This window comes from Ketobacter sp. MCCC 1A13808, from assembly GCF_009746715.1.
In the GTDB taxonomy this organism is placed as follows: Bacteria; Pseudomonadota; Gammaproteobacteria; order Pseudomonadales; family Ketobacteraceae; genus Ketobacter.
This window is the reverse complement of the sequence record NZ_VRKW01000019.1, coordinates 19,426-36,292: the sequence shown is the minus strand read 5'-3', so window position 1 is coordinate 36,292 and position 16,867 is coordinate 19,426. Positions and strand designations below refer to the sequence as shown.

16 protein-coding genes are annotated in these 16,867 nt (G+C 50.5%); 3 read left to right on the top strand and 13 right to left on the bottom strand.

Features of this window, described 5'->3' with window-relative positions:
- Positions 1–31: 31 nt before the first annotated feature.
- From FT643_RS21055 to bioB, 8 genes are all read right to left on the bottom strand, one after another.
- On the bottom strand, positions 32–1,834 hold the full coding sequence (locus FT643_RS21055; protein ID WP_156873396.1) for an acyl-CoA dehydrogenase C-terminal domain-containing protein: 1,803 nt from the start codon (positions 1,832–1,834) through the stop codon (positions 32–34).
- A 430-nt stretch (positions 1,835–2,264) separates the two neighbouring features.
- The gene (locus FT643_RS21050) at positions 2,265–3,194 is read right to left on the bottom strand and encodes a putative metalloprotease CJM1_0395 family protein (protein ID WP_156873395.1); all 930 of its coding nucleotides are present in this window, start codon (positions 3,192–3,194) and stop codon (positions 2,265–2,267) included.
- Positions 3,195–3,206: 12 nt separating this feature from the next.
- Positions 3,207–3,440 (bottom strand): flagellar biosynthesis protein FlgE, encoded by a 234-nt coding sequence (locus FT643_RS21045; RefSeq protein WP_156873394.1) that lies wholly within the window; start codon positions 3,438–3,440, stop codon positions 3,207–3,209.
- Between the two features lie 290 nt (positions 3,441–3,730).
- Positions 3,731–4,429 carry a dethiobiotin synthase gene (bioD, locus tag FT643_RS21040; protein ID WP_156873393.1) on the bottom strand — a complete coding sequence of 233 codons (699 nt, stop codon included), beginning with the start codon at positions 4,427–4,429 and terminating at the stop codon, positions 3,731–3,733.
- A gap of 3 nt (positions 4,430–4,432) precedes the next feature.
- A complete protein-coding gene (gene bioC / locus FT643_RS21035) occupies positions 4,433–5,218 on the bottom strand; it encodes a malonyl-ACP O-methyltransferase BioC (RefSeq protein WP_156873392.1) in 786 nt (261 codons plus the stop codon).
- A 3-nt stretch (positions 5,219–5,221) separates the two neighbouring features.
- Positions 5,222–6,025, bottom strand: coding sequence for a pimeloyl-ACP methyl ester esterase BioH (gene bioH / locus FT643_RS21030; RefSeq protein WP_156873391.1), 804 nt, complete (start codon positions 6,023–6,025; stop codon positions 5,222–5,224).
- Positions 6,026–6,040: 15 nt separating this feature from the next.
- On the bottom strand, positions 6,041–7,210 hold the full coding sequence (bioF, locus tag FT643_RS21025; RefSeq protein ID WP_156873390.1) for an 8-amino-7-oxononanoate synthase: 1,170 nt from the start codon (positions 7,208–7,210) through the stop codon (positions 6,041–6,043).
- Between the two features lie 38 nt (positions 7,211–7,248).
- Entirely contained in the window at positions 7,249–8,376 is a 1,128-nt protein-coding gene (gene bioB, locus FT643_RS21020) for a biotin synthase BioB (RefSeq protein WP_156873389.1), read from the bottom strand.
- 216 nt (positions 8,377–8,592) lie between these two features.
- On the opposite strand from bioB, the gene FT643_RS21015 reads away from it, so the two are divergent.
- Together FT643_RS21015 and FT643_RS21010 are read left to right on the top strand one after the other, a co-directional pair.
- Entirely contained in the window at positions 8,593–9,285 is a 693-nt protein-coding gene (locus FT643_RS21015) for a ComF family protein (protein WP_411267824.1), read from the top strand.
- A gap of 96 nt (positions 9,286–9,381) precedes the next feature.
- Complete coding sequence (locus FT643_RS21010; protein WP_317622093.1) at positions 9,382–10,362, top strand: serine/threonine protein kinase; 981 nt, start codon at positions 9,382–9,384, stop codon at positions 10,360–10,362.
- Between the two features lie 29 nt (positions 10,363–10,391).
- Here the strand turns inward: FT643_RS21010 and FT643_RS21005 are convergent, their stop codons facing one another.
- Positions 10,392–11,396 carry a ketopantoate reductase family protein gene (locus FT643_RS21005; protein ID WP_198043769.1) on the bottom strand — a complete coding sequence of 335 codons (1,005 nt, stop codon included), beginning with the start codon at positions 11,394–11,396 and terminating at the stop codon, positions 10,392–10,394.
- Positions 11,397–11,568: 172 nt separating this feature from the next.
- Here FT643_RS21005 and FT643_RS21000 point away from each other — a divergent pair, with 172 nt between their 5' ends.
- Complete coding sequence (locus FT643_RS21000) at positions 11,569–11,997, top strand: YkgJ family cysteine cluster protein (RefSeq protein ID WP_156873385.1); 429 nt, start codon at positions 11,569–11,571, stop codon at positions 11,995–11,997.
- Positions 11,998–12,067: 70 nt separating this feature from the next.
- Here FT643_RS21000 and gspD read toward each other — a convergent pair whose 3' ends face one another.
- The 4 genes from gspD to ssb form a co-directional block, all read right to left on the bottom strand.
- On the bottom strand, positions 12,068–14,164 hold the full coding sequence (gspD, locus tag FT643_RS20995) for a type II secretion system secretin GspD (RefSeq protein ID WP_156873384.1): 2,097 nt from the start codon (positions 14,162–14,164) through the stop codon (positions 12,068–12,070).
- A gap of 59 nt (positions 14,165–14,223) precedes the next feature.
- Positions 14,224–15,189 (bottom strand): type II secretion system protein N, encoded by a 966-nt coding sequence (locus tag FT643_RS20990; RefSeq protein ID WP_156873383.1) that lies wholly within the window; start codon positions 15,187–15,189, stop codon positions 14,224–14,226.
- 131 nt (positions 15,190–15,320) lie between these two features.
- Positions 15,321–16,070, bottom strand: coding sequence for a type II secretion system protein N (gspN, locus tag FT643_RS20985; RefSeq protein ID WP_156873382.1), 750 nt, complete (start codon positions 16,068–16,070; stop codon positions 15,321–15,323).
- 285 nt (positions 16,071–16,355) lie between these two features.
- Positions 16,356–16,835 (bottom strand): single-stranded DNA-binding protein, encoded by a 480-nt coding sequence (ssb, locus tag FT643_RS20980; RefSeq protein WP_156873381.1) that lies wholly within the window; start codon positions 16,833–16,835, stop codon positions 16,356–16,358.
- Positions 16,836–16,867: the final 32 nt, after the last annotated feature.

The following is a 16,867-nucleotide window of genomic DNA, read 5'->3' as shown; positions in this document are numbered from 1 at the left end:
GGCAAAGGACTACAGAGGGAAACCGTGTGTATCAATAGAAGCCGAAATTATCTTCTTCCATCTCCATCAAACTATCTATGCCGCCGTTAAGTGTTTCAACGTGCGCTTTGGTGCGCGGCAGGATACGCTTAAAATAAAAACGGGCTGTCTGAACTTTCGCGGTATAGAAACCAACGTCACTGCTACCGGCAGCCAACTGCTCTTGGGCGGACTTGGCCATCAAGGCCCAAAAATAGGCTAACGTGATGTAACCGCTGTACATTAGATAATCCACTGCAGCAGCGCCAATTTCTTCCTGATTGGCCATCGCCCGCATGCCAATCTGAGTTGTCACGTCACCCCATTCTTTGTTAACCGCTGACAAAGGCGCGATAAACTCCGCCATAGATTCGTTATCTGCATTTTCTTTGCAGAATTTGTGAACGATCTTGGTGAAGTTTTTGAGTAACGCGCCCTGCGTCAACATCACTTTACGCCCTAATAAATCCAGGGCCTGGATACCGGTAGTGCCTTCATACAACGTGGAGATGCGGGTGTCGCGAACAATTTGCTCCATACCCCATTCCCGGATAAAACCGTGACCACCAAATACTTGTACACCATGATTGGCGGCTTCCAGACCGGCTTCTGTACAAAAGGCTTTCGCAATCGGGGTCAAAAATGCCATCAAGTCATCGGCCAGTTTTTTCGCTTCTTCGTCTTCAGCATGCTCAACCACGTCACCCTGCATGGACAGGTAATACAACATTGCACGACCGCCTTCAGCAAAAGCCTTCTGGGTCAACAGCATGCGACGAACATCCGGATGAACAATGATCGGGTCAGCTTCTTTATCCGGTGCCTTAGGTCCGCTTAATGAGCGCATGGCTAAACGATCTTTTGCGTACGCCAATGCACCCTGGAATGAACCTTCCGCAGCCGAGACGCCCTGCAACGCAGTTCCGATACGCGCTGTATTCATAAAAGTGAACATGCAGTTCAGACCGCGATTAGGGGGGCCGATCAGATACCCTTTCGCGCCTTCGAAGTTCAGCACACAAGTGGCTGAGGCTTTGATTCCCATTTTGTGTTCGATAGAGCCGCAGGTCACTCCGTTGGCTTCACCCAAGGTACCGTCTTCGCCGACATTTACTTTAGGTACAATGAACAAAGAAATGCCCTTGGTGCCTTTGGGCGCATCCGGTAAGCGCGCCAATACAATGTGAATAATATTATCCACCATGTCGTGGTCACCCGCCGAAATAAATATTTTGTTTCCGGTAATGCTGTAAGAGCCGTCGGCATTGGGCTCCGCTTTCGTGCGCAAAATTCCCAAATCCGTTCCACAGTGTGATTCGGTTAAACACATGGTTCCGGTCCATTCTCCGGATATCAACCGAGTCAAAAACCGCTCTTTTTGCTCAGGAGTACCATGCGATTCCAGCGTTTTAATTGCGCCATGGCTGAGTCCGGGATACATTCCCCAGGACCAATTCGCAGTACCCACCATTTCACTGATCATAATTCCCAATGAATTCGGCAAGCCCTGGCCACCATCTTCAATAGATGCGCTAAGTGCTGGCCATCCACCCTCGATGTATTTTTGATACGCCTCTTTAAAACCTTTTGGAGTTGTGACCTGGCCGTTCTCAAAGCCACAACCTTCTTCATCGCCATTGCGATTCAAGGGCGCCAACTCGTTTTCGCAGAACTTAGCGCCTTCTTCCAGAATGGCATCAATCAAATCACGATTAACTTCCTCATCGCCACGCAGCGCTTTGTAATGCTCTTCCAACTTCAGAACTTCGTGCAATACAAACTGTATATCTCGTCTGGGAGCTTTATATTCTGGCATGGTTAAATCCTCGTTTGCCCGTATGCGTCTGCAGGCATGTTGAACAACATTCGGCTTGGCTGGCTTCAACCAAGCATGGAAATCCAGTGAAAACTGTATCATTGATGCAGGCTTGCACCAAAACATTCGGGGAAAGCATGGTACCCGAACTATTCAAACGAGCGTTAGAATTTTTCGTGACCCCGAAGTCAAACCCGGCCTTCGCATTCCAACGCTCAACACTGACAAACAGAAGTTTCAAACAATTGTTTTAATTCGTCAATGTTGTTTTACACTTTTCATACAGATATTGGCCGAGTAAGGCCACTTGTTGGCCGAAATTTAGCAAACTACCCCCGTCATGCGAGCAATGATTGAGCCAATTGAGCGCAATAAAAAAGTTTTTAAATTAATAGGAAAGATAGGGACGCTGCGTGCGCACAATGCAGGCTCAGGCTAGAAGGTGCAACTGCCCGCTTTTACCGTAAGGGTGCTGCACATCAACCGGACCTTGCTGCCGGAATTGCTGGAAATAGACGTTGTCGGTCGCGACTCGAAACGCAGCGGCAGTTTGACTTTCAGTGTCTGAGGTTATCGCGGCAGGGTTTGCTTCTGCCAAACCGGCCTCTCCCGCTGACAAATTAAGTTGATCGCGGCTGGCGTCATACACTGATGACGAGTTGTCGCCACGTTTTTCCGGGAGCGCGCCAGGATCATCCGACTCACTTTCAGCCGTTTCTGATTCCCGCTCCCGTACTGACTGCTCGGCTTCCTGGGCTTTCAATTGCTGCAGCTCGGCCTGAGCATTCAATTCCATTCGAGCAGCTTCTGCTGCCACCAGACGATCCTGTGCGGATGGCTGAGCCGGCGCCAAAGCCGCAGCTTGAATCACTCTGGCCTTTTCAATAGTCGCTTGGGGATCGTTGGCCTCCGATACGCTGATGCCCACTTCGCCAGCTGTAGCGTAGTTTTTACCATCGGGGCCTCGTGTGAATTCATAACTGGGAGAACCCGCATATTGCCCTCCGACTGCAGCATGAGCCGCCTCGTGAACCCGTACTTCACGGTCACGAGCCTTAAGCTGATCAATGATAACCTGGTCTTCCTGCTGCTGTTGCTGCTCTGCTTGTTTTTCGGCTTCCGCTTTGCTTAAAGACGGTTCCTTCGGCGCTGTTTTTTCAGTATCGGATGGTGGCGCAGGACTGGCGCCATTCGCCACAGGGGAGTCAGATTGTTGGTTCTGGGAAGCCGCATCTTTTTCTGCGGCTTCAACCGGAGGAATCGCCCCACGTGCACTAACGCGAACCACTCCGGTTGCGGTCGTCGCACTTTCTGCACCGCTATAATACGCCGCGTTCGTTTGAGCAGGAGAAATAAACATCAGCTTGACCGCTTATGCCTGAATATCAATGAGCGAGCCGATCGTGTCACTGGCCGTCTGCAGCACCTTAGCAGAAGCCTCAACCTGCACTTTGCCCTGCATCATTGTAACCGCTGATTCGGTCAGATCCCGGGTCGGGTTTTCTGATACCGCTACTTTAGCAATGTTGGCTGTTGCCTGATTGATCTGGCTATAGCCTTTTTGGATGCCCATTACACCGTTGTTCATAATGGAGCCGATGGCCATAATATTTACCTCATCCGGACAATTCTGAGACCCGCGCATACCGACTGCGGGTTAACACGCTGACCTAGCCCAGTGAGCTCCTGCATTAGCGAACCAATACAAAGCGGTCTAACGGCGTTCTAATCAGTATAGACCAGCAGATCAAATATTGTACTGCCGGAATCTACCCGGCAACGATGGAGTAAAGAGCTGCTTTTAAAAACGAAAATCATCAAAACAGGTTAGGGAGGATTCCCCCGGAATTGGCGGACTGTAGCCCCATACCGAAAACCACGCATTAAATCCGGTTCTTAAAGTGCACTTTCTAATAGCCCATCAATATTAAGAAATTCCGCGCCGCCCCACTCGCTCGCCGACGTCTGCCGGGGAATCACACCCAAACAAGGCGCATCGATACGCGCTGCCAACGTTTCAATATTTTCTGACACCATCGACGCTGCAGGATCCAGGCAATTCGCCACCCAGCCAGCAAGCGGGAGGCCCGCCGCGGTAATCGACTGGACTGTTAGCAGGGCATGATTCAGACAACCCAAACGCACCCCCACCACCAGAATCACCGGGATGGCTAGCTGACCTACCAAGTCCGCCAACGTCTCCCGCTCATTCAGTGGCACCAGCCAACCACCAGCCCCTTCAATCAAGGCAACATCGGCCGGCGTCATCAACGAACCGCGAATAACACCGGTTAATCGATCCGCCGACAGTCGCCTGCCTTCCTGCTGAGCGGCCAGGTGAGGCGCAATGGCCGACTTCAGCGCAATGGGATTTATTTGCTGGTATGGCAATTGCTCTGTCATCGCCCGACGTAATTGCAACGCATCGTCGTTAACCCATTCACCACCCTGCTCTTCACAACCGGCCGCGATCGGTTTCAATGCCAATGTCCGTAACCCCTTCTGCTTAAGGGCATTCAGCAACGCGACTGTCACGTAGGTTTTTCCGACCTCAGTATCGGTGCCCGTGATAAAAAACACTTTTGTTTTAGCCATAATTTATTTTTCCACACAAACGACAACGTAATGCCAACTGGCAGGCAATTGCCCCGATTCAGTCCGGAGCCTTTCATAAGCCGCAGTCATACGCAAAACAGTCTGTTTTCCAGTTAACGAGGGGGTCCGATTGGAAGTGACCTGGTGGGCGCCCAAGGTTTTCAATTCGCGCGTTAGCTCCCGCACACTTTTATAAAAAACCTGATCTGTACGCTCCTGAAACGCAACCATGTTAAATTCAGATTGCTGCAAGGCCAAGCGCACCTGGTCAACCGGTAAAAAAGAATTCACGTGGCTGTGACGGCCTTCCGCCTGCGCCCAGCTTTGCTTTAATTCGCAGAGTGTCCCGTCCACCGGTAACGAAAACAAAAAACGCCCTTGCGGTTTTAACAAAGCACGGATGTCGGTCACTACCTGAAACAGGTTATCGCACCACTGTAATGCAAAACTACTGAACACCAAGTCAAAACATTGTGACGGGAAAGGGAGTTGCTCGGCATCGCCACAGACAAACCGACTAATACGCTTATCTTGATCACGCTGTTGCGCGACCGCGAGCATTCCGGGCGCAATATCCAAAGCCGTGAGACTATCCGCATAAGGTGACAACGCCCGTGTTAATGCACCGGTGCCACAGCCGATATCCAATGCGTTCTGATAATACTTTCCCTGTTTTTCAAGCAAAGACAACATCGCCTCCCCCACTTGGCGTTGCACATGCGCAACACTGTCGTACCGGGTAGCGGCACGGCTGAATGACTTTGCAATAGCGCGCTTGTTAACTGACATAACTCATCCTAAATTCCGCGCACTGAAAAATTCTGAGCAAGCCGCCACAAATAAATCAGGAGCCGATAAAAACGGGATATGGCTCACCCCTTTGATAATCGCCGTGTCCGCCTCTGGTTGCAGTTTGGTTATTGCAGCGCTGACCCCCACAGGAACCAGGTGGTCATGTTCCCCAAAAAGATACAGTGCCGGACATTGAATCTGATTTAACTCATTGCGCAAATCCACTTGCTGCAAAATCTCCAAACCACAGCGCAACGCTTTTTTTGCCGGAATCCCGTGAAAGGTCACCAGCTCCTTGAGCCGACGTATATCGGCCTTAATGGTATCGCTGCCCTTGCATTGTAAAGAGAGGAAACGAATGAGCGTGCCTTCTGCGTCTTCCAGCAGCACTTGATAAAAGGCAGTCAGAATTTCCGGATTAACGGCCACCAACCACTGGTCGTCAGAAACAAACCTGGGTGTCGATGCCACGCTCACCAGCCCGGTGACACGGCCGGGATAATCGATCGCGGCTTTCATTGCTACCATGGCACCCAGCGACCAGCCCATCCATACAGCTTGGGCTGGAGCAATAGCCAGTATATGCCGCAGCAGATAGTCCAGGTCGTAGTCTCCGCCCGGCATAGGGCTACGCCCCAAGCCGGGTAAATCCACCACAGTCACCTGAAAACGTTGTAGCAGTGCTGGCATCACCGGATCCCATACCAGACTGTGCATACCCCAACCATGAACCAACAAAAGCTCGGGGGGGCGCTCGATATCGCCTGTGCAGCGAAAAGTGTCGTAGTAAAGTGACAAAGACATGACTTGGATAAACTCCTACTGCTGGTCAGTCTGGTGAAATACCGACACCAAGGTATCCAGCAATTGATCTATTTCGATTTCCTGATGATCGGCCTGCAACGTAATACGTAACCGCGCGGTATTAACAGGCACCGTCGGAGGCCGGATAGCGCCGACCAGAATGCCACAAGCTTGTAGCTTTTCGCTGATCTGAACCGCCCGTTCCGAATCGCCGATCTTGAAAGGTTGAATGGCGGATTGCGACGACAGTATTGGTAACTGCCGGGCCGCTGCAGCCCTGCGAAAATAGTCAATCAACGAGTGCAAACGGTCTATGCGCCAGGTTTCCGTTTCCAACAACGACAACGATTCCAGGGACGCCGCAGCAATCGCAGGCGGGATTGCCGTGGTGTAAATGTAGGATCGGGAGAATTGAATTAAAAACTCGATCAAATCATCGCTGCCAGCCACGAACGCACCATAACTCCCGAGCGCTTTGCCCAGTGTCGCCATATACACCGGTACATCGGACTGACTCAGGTTATACTCTGCCAGCACGCCTTTTCCCCGACCCAACACGCCCAGCCCATGCGCATCATCTACCATAAGCCAAGCATTTTCGTTTTGGCAGGTTCGGGCCATATCCATTAACGGTGCTACATCCCCATCCATACTGAAAATGGAATCCGTCACCACCAATGATGGCGTATCCGTAGCCGATAATAGCCTTTGTAAATGTTCTGTATCGCAATGGGGATAGCGTACCAATCTGGCCCGGCTCAGCTGCGCACCATCCAGCAGGGAAGCGTGGTTAACCTTGTCCTGAAAGACCGTATCACCGCGTTTTAAAAGCGCACTGATCACCCCCATATTTGCCATATAACCGGTAGAAAACAGAAGCGCTCTTGGCCGCCCCACCCAATCCGCCAAGCGCTCTTCCAATTGCTGGTGCAAACAGCTATGGCCGATGACTAAGTGGGACGCACCGCTGCCGACTCCAAACGTATTGACGGCCTTTTTCGCGGCTGAGATCAAGCGAGGATGATTTGCCAGACTCAAATAATCATTACTACAGAAATTCAGCAGGGGTTTTCCGTCACATTGTATGTGCGTTCCCTGAGCCGAGTGCAGCGCCCTGCGCCGACGATACAGATGCTGTTCTCGTCGTTGGCGCAGCCGGTCACCCAGCTGGAAAGGATCGCTCATTGTTCAATTAACCTACTAAGAAAAACCGTACCGGCAACTTACTGCAGCGCTCCGCCGGTTGCAGCCATCTTGGGGCATTGTTCATGCGGTTTAGGTGTCGCGCTTTTTCGGGTAGCGTCCACGAACAAGTGGGCATTCTTCTGGTGTTCCACCGAGTCCAGAATAGCCGCTTCATTAGCCTCATCACTGGCGCCCTGAATTTGCAGAGGTTTGATGCCCAGCTTGGCAAACAATTTCTGATCCGAATTCGCTTCCGGATTGCTGGTTGTTAACAAACGGTCGCCATAGAAAATCGAGTTTGCACCCGCCATAAAGCAAAGCGACTGCATTTGTTCGTTCATGGCTTCGCGTCCGGCAGACAGACGTACAAACGATTTTGGCATCAGGATCCGAGCAACCGCAATATTACGCACGAAATCGAACGGTTCCAGATCCGCGACATCGGCCAGGGGCGTGCCTTCGATCTTGACCAGCATATTAATCGGTACACTTTCTGGATGGTCTGGCAAATTCGCTAACTGCATCAGTAACCCGGCACGATCGCGGGCCGTTTCACCTAGGCCCAAAATGCCACCGCAGCACACTTTCATGCCGGCATCGCGTACATTGGACAATGTATCCAGGCGATCCTGGTAGGTACGAGTGGTAATAATGGAGTTGTAATGCTCAGGTGAGGTATCCAGGTTATGGTTGTAATAATCCAGCCCGGCGTCAGCGAGTCGTTGTGCCTGCCCCTGATCCAACATCCCCAAAGTCATGCAAGTTTCCATGCCCAGAGATTTAACCTGTTGCACCATATCCAGGACATAGGGCATATCCTTCTCCCGAGGGGAGCGCCATGCAGCCCCCATACAAAAGCGGCTGGCACCGGATGCCTTCGCCTGTCGAGCCTGTTCTAGCACCCGATTGATTTCCAACAGTTTTTCTTTCTCCAGGCCGGTATTGTAATGACCACTTTGCGAGCAGTATTTGCAATCCTCAGGGCAGGCACCGGTTTTAATACTCAGCAGGGTGCTGATTTGAACTGCGTTAGGATCATGGTATTGACGGTGAACTGTCTGCGCCTGAAACATCAGATCATTAAAAGGTAGATCGAATAACTGTTGGATTTCTTTGATTGTCCAATCGTGTCGTATCGATTCCACTGGATTCTGCTTTGCCGTCATGTCCCCGTCCTTTCTGCCGTCAATATTTGTCGCTGCGTTGTCTATCTGATTGCTGTAGAGCAATTTCAGATACTCACGCAAAACATGTTCCGAAATGCCACTCAGCCCGTGGGCCGGTTAAATTGAGCTAATGATGAGCATAGTAACCGGCGACACCCCTTTGTCAACTGGATAGTTTTGACAAAAGTTTACAAGAGGTCGTTTTATAACCTAAATATGTTTTCTTGCTTGCTATGCCAACGTTATATCGGATTGAAAGGCGAATGGTGCCCGGGATGCCATGATGATTTGCCCTGGAATCAGCATTGCTGCCTACGCTGCGCTGAACCATGGGGTACGCCGTTTAACGGCCTGTGCGCTCAATGCACCCACACAGAACCGGAATTTGATTCATGCCATGCCCCCTTCGTTTACGACTTCCCTATCAACCAACTATTGCTTTCCGGCAAAAGCGGAATCCGGGCGGAACTGTTACTCAGCTTGGCCCGGACTCTAGCAACAAGCATCCAACAAAATAATGTTGTTCGTCCCCAACTGCTGGTCCCCGTCCCTCTCCACCCGTACCGGCAAAGTGAAAGGGGCTACAATCAGTCCGGCATCATTGCTAAAACACTGGGCAATAAACTCAAGATCCCGGTGAGTTATACATTGATCCGGAAAATAAAAGACTCCGTTCAGCAGAAATCGCTTTCCCGCGCTGAGCGACAAGTCAATTTACAGCGCACCTATCGAGTTAACCGCGCCTTGCTGCGGGAAGAATATCCGGCGCTTTCCCACATCGCACTTATCGACGACGTCATCACAACCGGCAGTACCCTGAATCAGATTGCCGCTCAGTTCCGTCGCTCCGGCATCGAAAGAGTGGATGGATGGGCAGTCGCCCGCACCAGTGCAACCAATTCATTTTGATTGTTGTGCTAAAATGGACCGCTCCGTCTTAGGACGGCACCGACGGCAACCTTAAGTGAAGCGTTTTTTATGTCGAATCGACCCTCCACCGACAGGGTGCTACACCCCAACTATGACAACCTCACTCCCGACCTGATCATCAATGCAGTAGAGTCTCTTGGTTTTATCGCTGACATGCGTTTTTTTCCCTTGAACAGCTACGAAAACCGGGTTAACCAAATTGGAATCGATGACGGCGAGCCTGTCATCGTAAAGTTTTATCGCCCTTCACGCTGGTCCGATGAAGCCATTCTTGAGGAGCACGCTTATTCCAGGGATCTCGCCAATCTCGAATTACCGGCCGTGGCGCCATTGCAAGTTAAAGGACGCACACTGCACTATTTCCAGGGCTACCGTTTTGCTGCCTTCCGACGCCAAGGCGGTCAAGCTCCAGAACCGAATGATTTTGACCAGCTGGTATGGCTGGGTAGATTGTTGGGTCGACTGCACAAAGTGGGGGGAACGACTCTTTTCACTGCCAGGCCCACACTAACTATAGAGCGCATGATCAGCGAGCCCTCTAACTACTTGTTAAGCCGCAACTTTATTCCGAGCCACCTAATACCAGCTTACAAAAACCTGATTAACGAGTTTACCGAACGTTTCAGAAGCTTGTTCAATGCCATCACTCCCTCCCTAATACGCTGTCACGGTGACTGCCATATCGCAAATATTCTGTGGCACCGGGAAACCGGCCCCTGGTTTGTCGATTTTGATGATTGTCAGAACGCTCCGGCAGTCCAAGACCTGTGGATGCTGCTGTCTGGTAGCCGCCATGAACAGATCGCTCAATTCAGTGAAATATTGGAGGGGTATGAAGAATTCCATGATTTCGACCGGCGAGAACTACAACTAATTGAACCACTGCGAACCATGCGAATGGTCTATTACTCCGGCTGGCTCGCGCGACGCTGGGACGACCCGGCTTTCCCCCCTAACTTTCCCTGGTTTAATACAGAGCACTATTGGCAAAGCCATATAAGCGAACTTCAGGAACAATTATTCATTTTGGATGACGAACCCTTTCGCTTGTTTTAAGAACACGGATTGGCTCGGCAGCCATAACCCTACGCCGCTTTCGCGCTTTCCGGCCTCTCCGGAAGGCGGTCATAGAGCGCCTGTAATGCCACCGTAGATTGCCCCAACAGCTCACCATCATCGATAAAATGTTGTAGCATCATTCGCGTTTGGGACGCGGTTTTAACGAACTGAAATTTGGCATAGGATTCGACATCCATAGGTGAAACATAACGCATAACCGGTAACGCCAGCTTTACCCAGAACAAACTGAATAATCGCTCGGTCCAATTCAACCTCCGCCCAAATTTTGCCGCCACAATCGACAAAGCCTCTCGTGCAGCCCCAACGGCTAACCCAAGCGAATGACTAAAGCGTAATTTTTTGAACGACCAATGCTCCAATTCCAGCAAAGCCACCAGCGGAATCATCATCGCGGTTCGGTCTGCATAAACTCGGGACGCATCCTGCTCGACTTTCACGTTAAAGCGACCGTCTGCCATCGCCTCCATCACTCCGGTCAGACGCTCTACATCCCCTGAAAACTCGGCGGGCATCATGGGAAGAACCAGGTAGGCAACGCCCTGCTTTGAGGAGTCAGGGTGATAATCCGGCAAATCCGGCAAATCCGGCAATGGCGTTTGGTAACTGATAAAGTTAACTATGCCGCAGACGACTTGCTGCTGAGGGAATGCACTATAAATGTAATCGCGGTCATCAAGATCCGGTTGCAGCATCACAATGGTTGCGCCGCCCACCACTTCACGCAATTGTCGCAACCACTCACCACGAAGATCAGAGGAAGAAACGGTCAGCCAGACCTGATCCCAATTTGTACCTTTTAGCTCATCGTACTGCGTGAAAATACGGTCAGCCCTGAAAGCTTCAGCTGCACCTAAACCGCTACGACGACACCGGTAAAGGCTAAATCCCTTTTCGCAGTCGTATTTGTACTTCTCTTTCACCAGGTAGGATACGGACGCGCCACCTCGCTGCAGAAAATGCCCGTAAACCTGGCCCACGGCCCCTGCACCTACAATTAATGCCGTTACCACGTTATTATCCCCTCCTCTAGTGACCGACATCTTGATATAAACATACGATATAAAGGGGAACAAGCTAGCGCATCAGGAGAGGCACCGGCTGTTTATAACAAGTTGATCTAAAAGCATCATCTTCAAAATCTAAATTCATATTGGCCACGGACCAAATCTTTAACCTGTTGTTATGGCGAAAAAAATTGCTGTATCCGACACTACGTTATCGGACAATAAATGTGACATCTGTTACGAATCCAAATGCTGTCGATATGTGACGCAAAATATTGATAAACCCACCTCGATGCGGGATTTTGACCTGCTGTTATGGCAAATTTCCCACAAAAACGTACATATATTCAAAGACTCCGAAGGCTGGTATCTGCTCTTTTTGAGCGAATGCCTGCACTTACTGGACGATGGGCGTTGTGGAATTTATGAAAAGCGGCCACTGATATGCCGAGACCATAGCAACGACTATTGTGAGTTCGACGTTAGCATTGAGGAAGGCAGTGATCTGTATTTCGGAAGCTATGAGGCACTGGATAAATACTGCCGCAAGCGTTACAAAGGCTGGGACAAACGCTTTAAAAAGAAAAGCTGGCAACAAAACGCGTGAGTGAAACTATAATTCTGCGGACGAAAAAAAGGGGCTTTAAGCCCCTTTTCTTGTCAGTGACCAAGCGGAACTAGTCCGTCATATAATCACTATCATCCTGTTCTTCTTCGCCTTGCTCTTCCCCATTCGCTTTGGGGTCGGCTTCTGTCGCGGTTTGAGAGCCAAAGTGCAGACCTTTCTTTAACACTTCCTTGGCGCTTTCGGGAAATACCGAACTGGGAGCCTGCTCAATATTGCCGTATTGATCGATGGTCAAGCTCAAGCTGCGCATCTGCTTATATTTTTCTTCGCTCACCGATTTGGCGCCCTTATCATTGCGCACAATAGTCGGCTGAAGAAACATCAATAAGTTTCGCTTCGTCAGTTTCTCACTCTTGGCCCGAAATAACGCGCCAAGCAAAGGAATATCACCCAGCAACGGAACTTTGTTCACCACTTTCTGCACGTCATCACTGACTAAACCACCCGTGACAATAATTTCGCCGTCGTTGGCTAAAATTACTGATTTGACAGAACGTTTTTGCGTGGTTATGTCAGCAGCGCCTTCTATTGCCTGGCTGCTCACGTTGGAAACTTCCTGCACTAACTGCAATCGGACTACGTTGCCGTCGTTTATCTGGGGTGTAACGCGCAGGGTTAAACCAACATCCTGTCGATCGATTGTCTGGAACGGATTGTCGTTATTTCCACTCAAACTTGTACCCGTAATAAACGGCACATTCTCACCCACAATGATTTCAGCTTCTTCATTATCCAAAGTCATGAGGCTGGGAGTGGATAGCAGATTGGTGTTGGTATTGGACTCTACAGCCTGAATAATGGCTCCCATCCTGACTGCACCGTTTTGAGTTGCCCCACCCAGCAACAACCCAGAAAAAGAAGTATCTGTGGCGGCATTACCCGTCGTGCTGGTATCACTACCACTATCAATTAGCCCAGCTACGGTGGAAAGAGATAACTGACCAGGCACCGACAAGCTGGTTCCGCCTACCCCCTCGGCAGGATCACCATAAGCCCACTGAACACCGATGGCCTCACTAGCCGAACCGGATACTTCCACGAAAGCCGCTTCGATTAACACCTGAGCCCGGCGGACATCCAGCTGATCCACAATGCTGCGGATTTCAGCCAGATCGGCGGGAGCCGCTCGAACGATTAACGCGTTCAACGTTTCGTCAGCCTGAATGGTGACATCACTACCATCACCGGTCGACGTGGATAACGCTGGAGCAGACGTTTTCTTGCTGCCGCTTGAACTACTAGACGAAGAGCTTCCGCCGGTTGCAGACTTGCCTGCGATCAAAGCACTGAGAATTTCAGCTACTTTTTCGGCTTCCGCATGCCGAAGATACATAACCTTGGTGGACCCGCTGGATTCCACCGGCCGATCGAGGTCCATCACCAGATCTTTAATACGCGCTCGGGCGGATTTTTCGCCCCGCAATATTAACCGGTTTGTTCGTTCCTCGGCTACAACTCGCACCCGCACATTGCCGGAAGGACGGCTGGTCTTCTTCCCTGCATTTCCTGTCTCCACCGGAGTCAACTGCTCCAGGGTTTTTACAACATCCCCAACCCAGGCGTGTTTCAGCTGGATCACTTCCACTTCTTCGCTTTCTGCGTTATCGATACGCTTGATGATGCCCATGATACGGGAGATGTTGTTGGCATGATCACTGATAATCAGAGCATTTGCAGAGCTGACCGCAGCCAGATGCCCGTATTGAGGAACCATCGGACGTAAAATCGGCACCAGCTCCGTGGCACTGGTATTTTCTACCGGTATAACGCGGGTGACCATTCTCTCGCTTTCCAAGCCGCTGTTTGAGAGAGGAAGATCTTCCTGCTTCGCACCCTGCGTAGGCACAATTTTTACAACGTTGCCGGTTTTAACAGAAGCATAACCATGAATACGCAACACGCTTTCGAACAAATTATAAATATCCGCAGAGGACATCTCCGTGTGGGATACAACGGTCACCTCCCCTTTCACCCGGGGGTCCACGACGAAGCTATAACCGGTAATATCGGAAACCTGCTCGATAAAAGTTCGAATGTCGGCTTTTTTCATGTTGATTTTCCAGGCACCTCCGTCGTCTTGTGCCCAGGCACAAATCGATAACATCAGTCCAAAAATCAACGCCGCCAGCGTTCTAGTTATTTTCATATGGAACTCGCTTCCAACCATTTGTCTTTTCATTATTGCCAATCCAGCCACATCATTTATCAGCGCCCAGGTAGTTGAAATTCAGACTCAAAAGCCCTGCCGTTGCGCTCAAGGGAGATTCTTATTGACCCGTCTTGCATAACTTCTTCAATGAGGCCGACATCTTGTTGAGGATCACCAAGAGAACGACCATTCACGGCCAAAATCAAATCCCCCGGTCGTGCGCCTGCCGCGGCTAACATGGGGTTTGCACTTTCAGAAACACGATAACCACGGCCATTATTTGACGCCAGCCCGAACTGAGTCAGTACTTCAGACGGGTTCTGATCCAATTGTTCACGTAAAGCGCCCACCATCTGGCCGGTCATGGCTGCCTGCATATCCGCTTGCGACAGACCACCACCAGCGCCGGGTCGTGAGCCAAATGCCTTGCGACCACTATCTGACCCGGAACGACGCATCAAGTTTGCGGAACGCGCATCACGTCCACGCGCGGTTGACCCAGCTCGGCTCATGCCCGCTCCTGCGTTCTCAGGAAAATAAAGTGCTTCCAGCAAACCGTTGCGGTTCAAAAGTACACGGTCAGGGTGCACTGCTTCCAAAGACACATTACCGGGAACCTTATCGCCAACACGGTACAGAAGACTTTCTTTACGGGCTTCTGCAATCATGGCGGAAGAGCGTTCTTTATCGGGCGAAACGAAAACAGCCTGCAACTCCAATGCAAGGCGCGTTTCAGGAGCATCCACATCTGTGGTTTGAGTGGTTTCGACCGGCTTCGCTCCTTCCTTGCCGAAAAGACTCCACAAAGCGATAGCCGATGTATCGACCTTGCTGCCTTCGGAGCTCACCGGCATACCAGCCGTATTGCCATCCCCGTAAACCGAGGGGGCATCGCCAACAGAGGTATCTACGAACAAATACACTATCTGCACCAACACATAGGCAATAGCAATTACCAGGACGGCACACGCCAGTATGTTGCCTTTACTCACCCAAGGATTGGTTTGGGGATCCGCTGTCAATGTAATCTCCTGCCCTTCTTAATTCTTATTCTTATTCTGGTTCTATGAACCTCACTTTAACCGATGGTTCAACGCATACGAATAAGACGGTACTCTTCAATAACAGATTAGCATTCTTCAATAACTAAATATCAGAATGGCAGCGGTTGCTGCATATTTACCAAAACTTTGTCGTCACTACCCGAGGCTTCCATACCCGCAAGCCTTAACACTCGCTGTAACACTTTTACACTCGCGACACCATTTTCAAGCAGTAATCCCAGTTCGCCCAACGACTTATTGCCCTTTGTTTCCGTAAACGCCAGCATCAAATTGCCTTCGTTTTCGGAAAGCTCACCTTTCACCGGTGGAAAATCGATGGGGTTGCTTCTGCCGCGGCCGGGCGCAGTAACCATACCACCACCCCATGTTATCTGACCTTCGGCTGAAGATACCCGGTTTCCGCTTATATTAAAGCCGACTTGGTTCACTTTTAGCGCACCACCAGCGGACACACCGAATTCTCTTAGCATCTGATCCAGCATTCTGGCCTGAATATCCCCGTTAAGGTCGTTTGCACCCTTACCCCAGAGCCCTGTGAAAGCATCACCGGTCAGCTGGAATGCCTGGCCTTCAACCCGCAGCCCTAAACGGACTTCGCCCAAAATCAAACGGAGGGCCTTAAGGTCCCAATCTATAACTACCGGCCCTCGCAACGCAGGGTTGCGCAGATTGGCTACGGCATAACCATCCCAAACACTGCCACCGACTCTTTCGACCTGAAGCGGCAGACCTGCCAAAGAGCCTGAGGCGGCACGCCACAACAAGCTTGCTGGTAAGAACAAAATAGCAAAAACAATAATTGAGCAGACACCAAGTATAATCAGGTTGCGTAACTTCATAATTCGACTGGAAGGGCTTCCTCTCCTTGACGGCTCTTTTGAGCTTTATCTTATTCTTATTATCTTAAGCGCAGCAGCAGCTTAACATAATTTGTTCACGTCTCCCTATGCCAGAGAGGACATTCAAGCTAGTACCTGTTAACACTATTGCAAACAAATACTCATTCAGTATGGCAGAAATCCCGCCTAAGTCTTTGCTTCAATAAAACAATTGAAATACGCCGATTCCCCCGACCCAGTCACTTGATCAAGTGACTGGACCAAATTCCGGTATCGGGATGCACATCAGAACGGAATATCGTCTTCAAAGTCAGCACCAGCAGGCGTACTGCTACTCTGAGCAGGAGAAGAAGAGGAAGACGGTTGCTGCGCTTCGGGCATCTGATCGTAACCATCAAAACCGCCACCAGAATCACCACTTCCGCCACGAGAGTCGAGCATTTGCATTTCTGAGGCCACAATTTCAGTGGTGTAGCGGTCATTTCCGCTTTTATCTTGCCACTTGCGGGTTCGTAACGAGCCTTCAATATAAACTTTGGAGCCTTTTTTCAGATATTCGCCTGCAATTTCTGCCAATTTGTTAAAAAATACAACGCGATGCCACTCTGTACGCTCCTGCATCTGGCCGCTGTTTTTATCTTTCCACGTTTCGCTGGTCGCCAAGGACACGTTAGTGACGGCCCCGCCACTGGGCAAATACCGCGTTTCCGGCTCTTGCCCCAGGTTGCCCACTATTATTACCTTGTTCACACCGCGCTGTGCCATGAAACTCTCCCGCTTCTCTATATTGCTGTATG

Bases quoted from the DNA above. Each gene is read 5' to 3' on its own strand.
- FT643_RS21055 (WP_156873396.1), bottom strand. From the start codon at position 1,834: ATGCCAGAATATAAAGCTCCCAGACGAGATATACAGTTTGTATTGCAC.
- gspD (WP_156873384.1), bottom strand. From the start codon at position 14,164: ATGAAAATAACTAGAACGCTGGCGGCGTTGATTTTTGGACTGATGTTA.
- ssb (WP_156873381.1), bottom strand. From the start codon at position 16,835: ATGGCACAGCGCGGTGTGAACAAGGTAATAATAGTGGGCAACCTGGGG.
- FT643_RS21015 (WP_411267824.1), top strand. From the start codon at position 8,593: ATGTTTTCTTGCTTGCTATGCCAACGTTATATCGGATTGAAAGGCGAA.
- FT643_RS21045 (WP_156873394.1), bottom strand. From the start codon at position 3,440: ATGGCCATCGGCTCCATTATGAACAACGGTGTAATGGGCATCCAAAAA.
- FT643_RS21050 (WP_156873395.1), bottom strand. From the start codon at position 3,194: ATGTTTATTTCTCCTGCTCAAACGAACGCGGCGTATTATAGCGGTGCA.
- bioF (WP_156873390.1), bottom strand. From the start codon at position 7,210: ATGAGCGATCCTTTCCAGCTGGGTGACCGGCTGCGCCAACGACGAGAA.
- bioD (WP_156873393.1), bottom strand. From the start codon at position 4,429: ATGGCTAAAACAAAAGTGTTTTTTATCACGGGCACCGATACTGAGGTC.
- bioC (WP_156873392.1), bottom strand. From the start codon at position 5,218: ATGTCAGTTAACAAGCGCGCTATTGCAAAGTCATTCAGCCGTGCCGCT.
- bioB (WP_156873389.1), bottom strand. From the start codon at position 8,376: ATGACGGCAAAGCAGAATCCAGTGGAATCGATACGACACGATTGGACA.
- gspN (WP_156873382.1), bottom strand. From the start codon at position 16,070: ATGAAGTTACGCAACCTGATTATACTTGGTGTCTGCTCAATTATTGTT.
- FT643_RS21000 (WP_156873385.1), top strand. From the start codon at position 11,569: ATGGCGAAAAAAATTGCTGTATCCGACACTACGTTATCGGACAATAAA.
- bioH (WP_156873391.1), bottom strand. From the start codon at position 6,025: ATGTCTTTGTCACTTTACTACGACACTTTTCGCTGCACAGGCGATATC.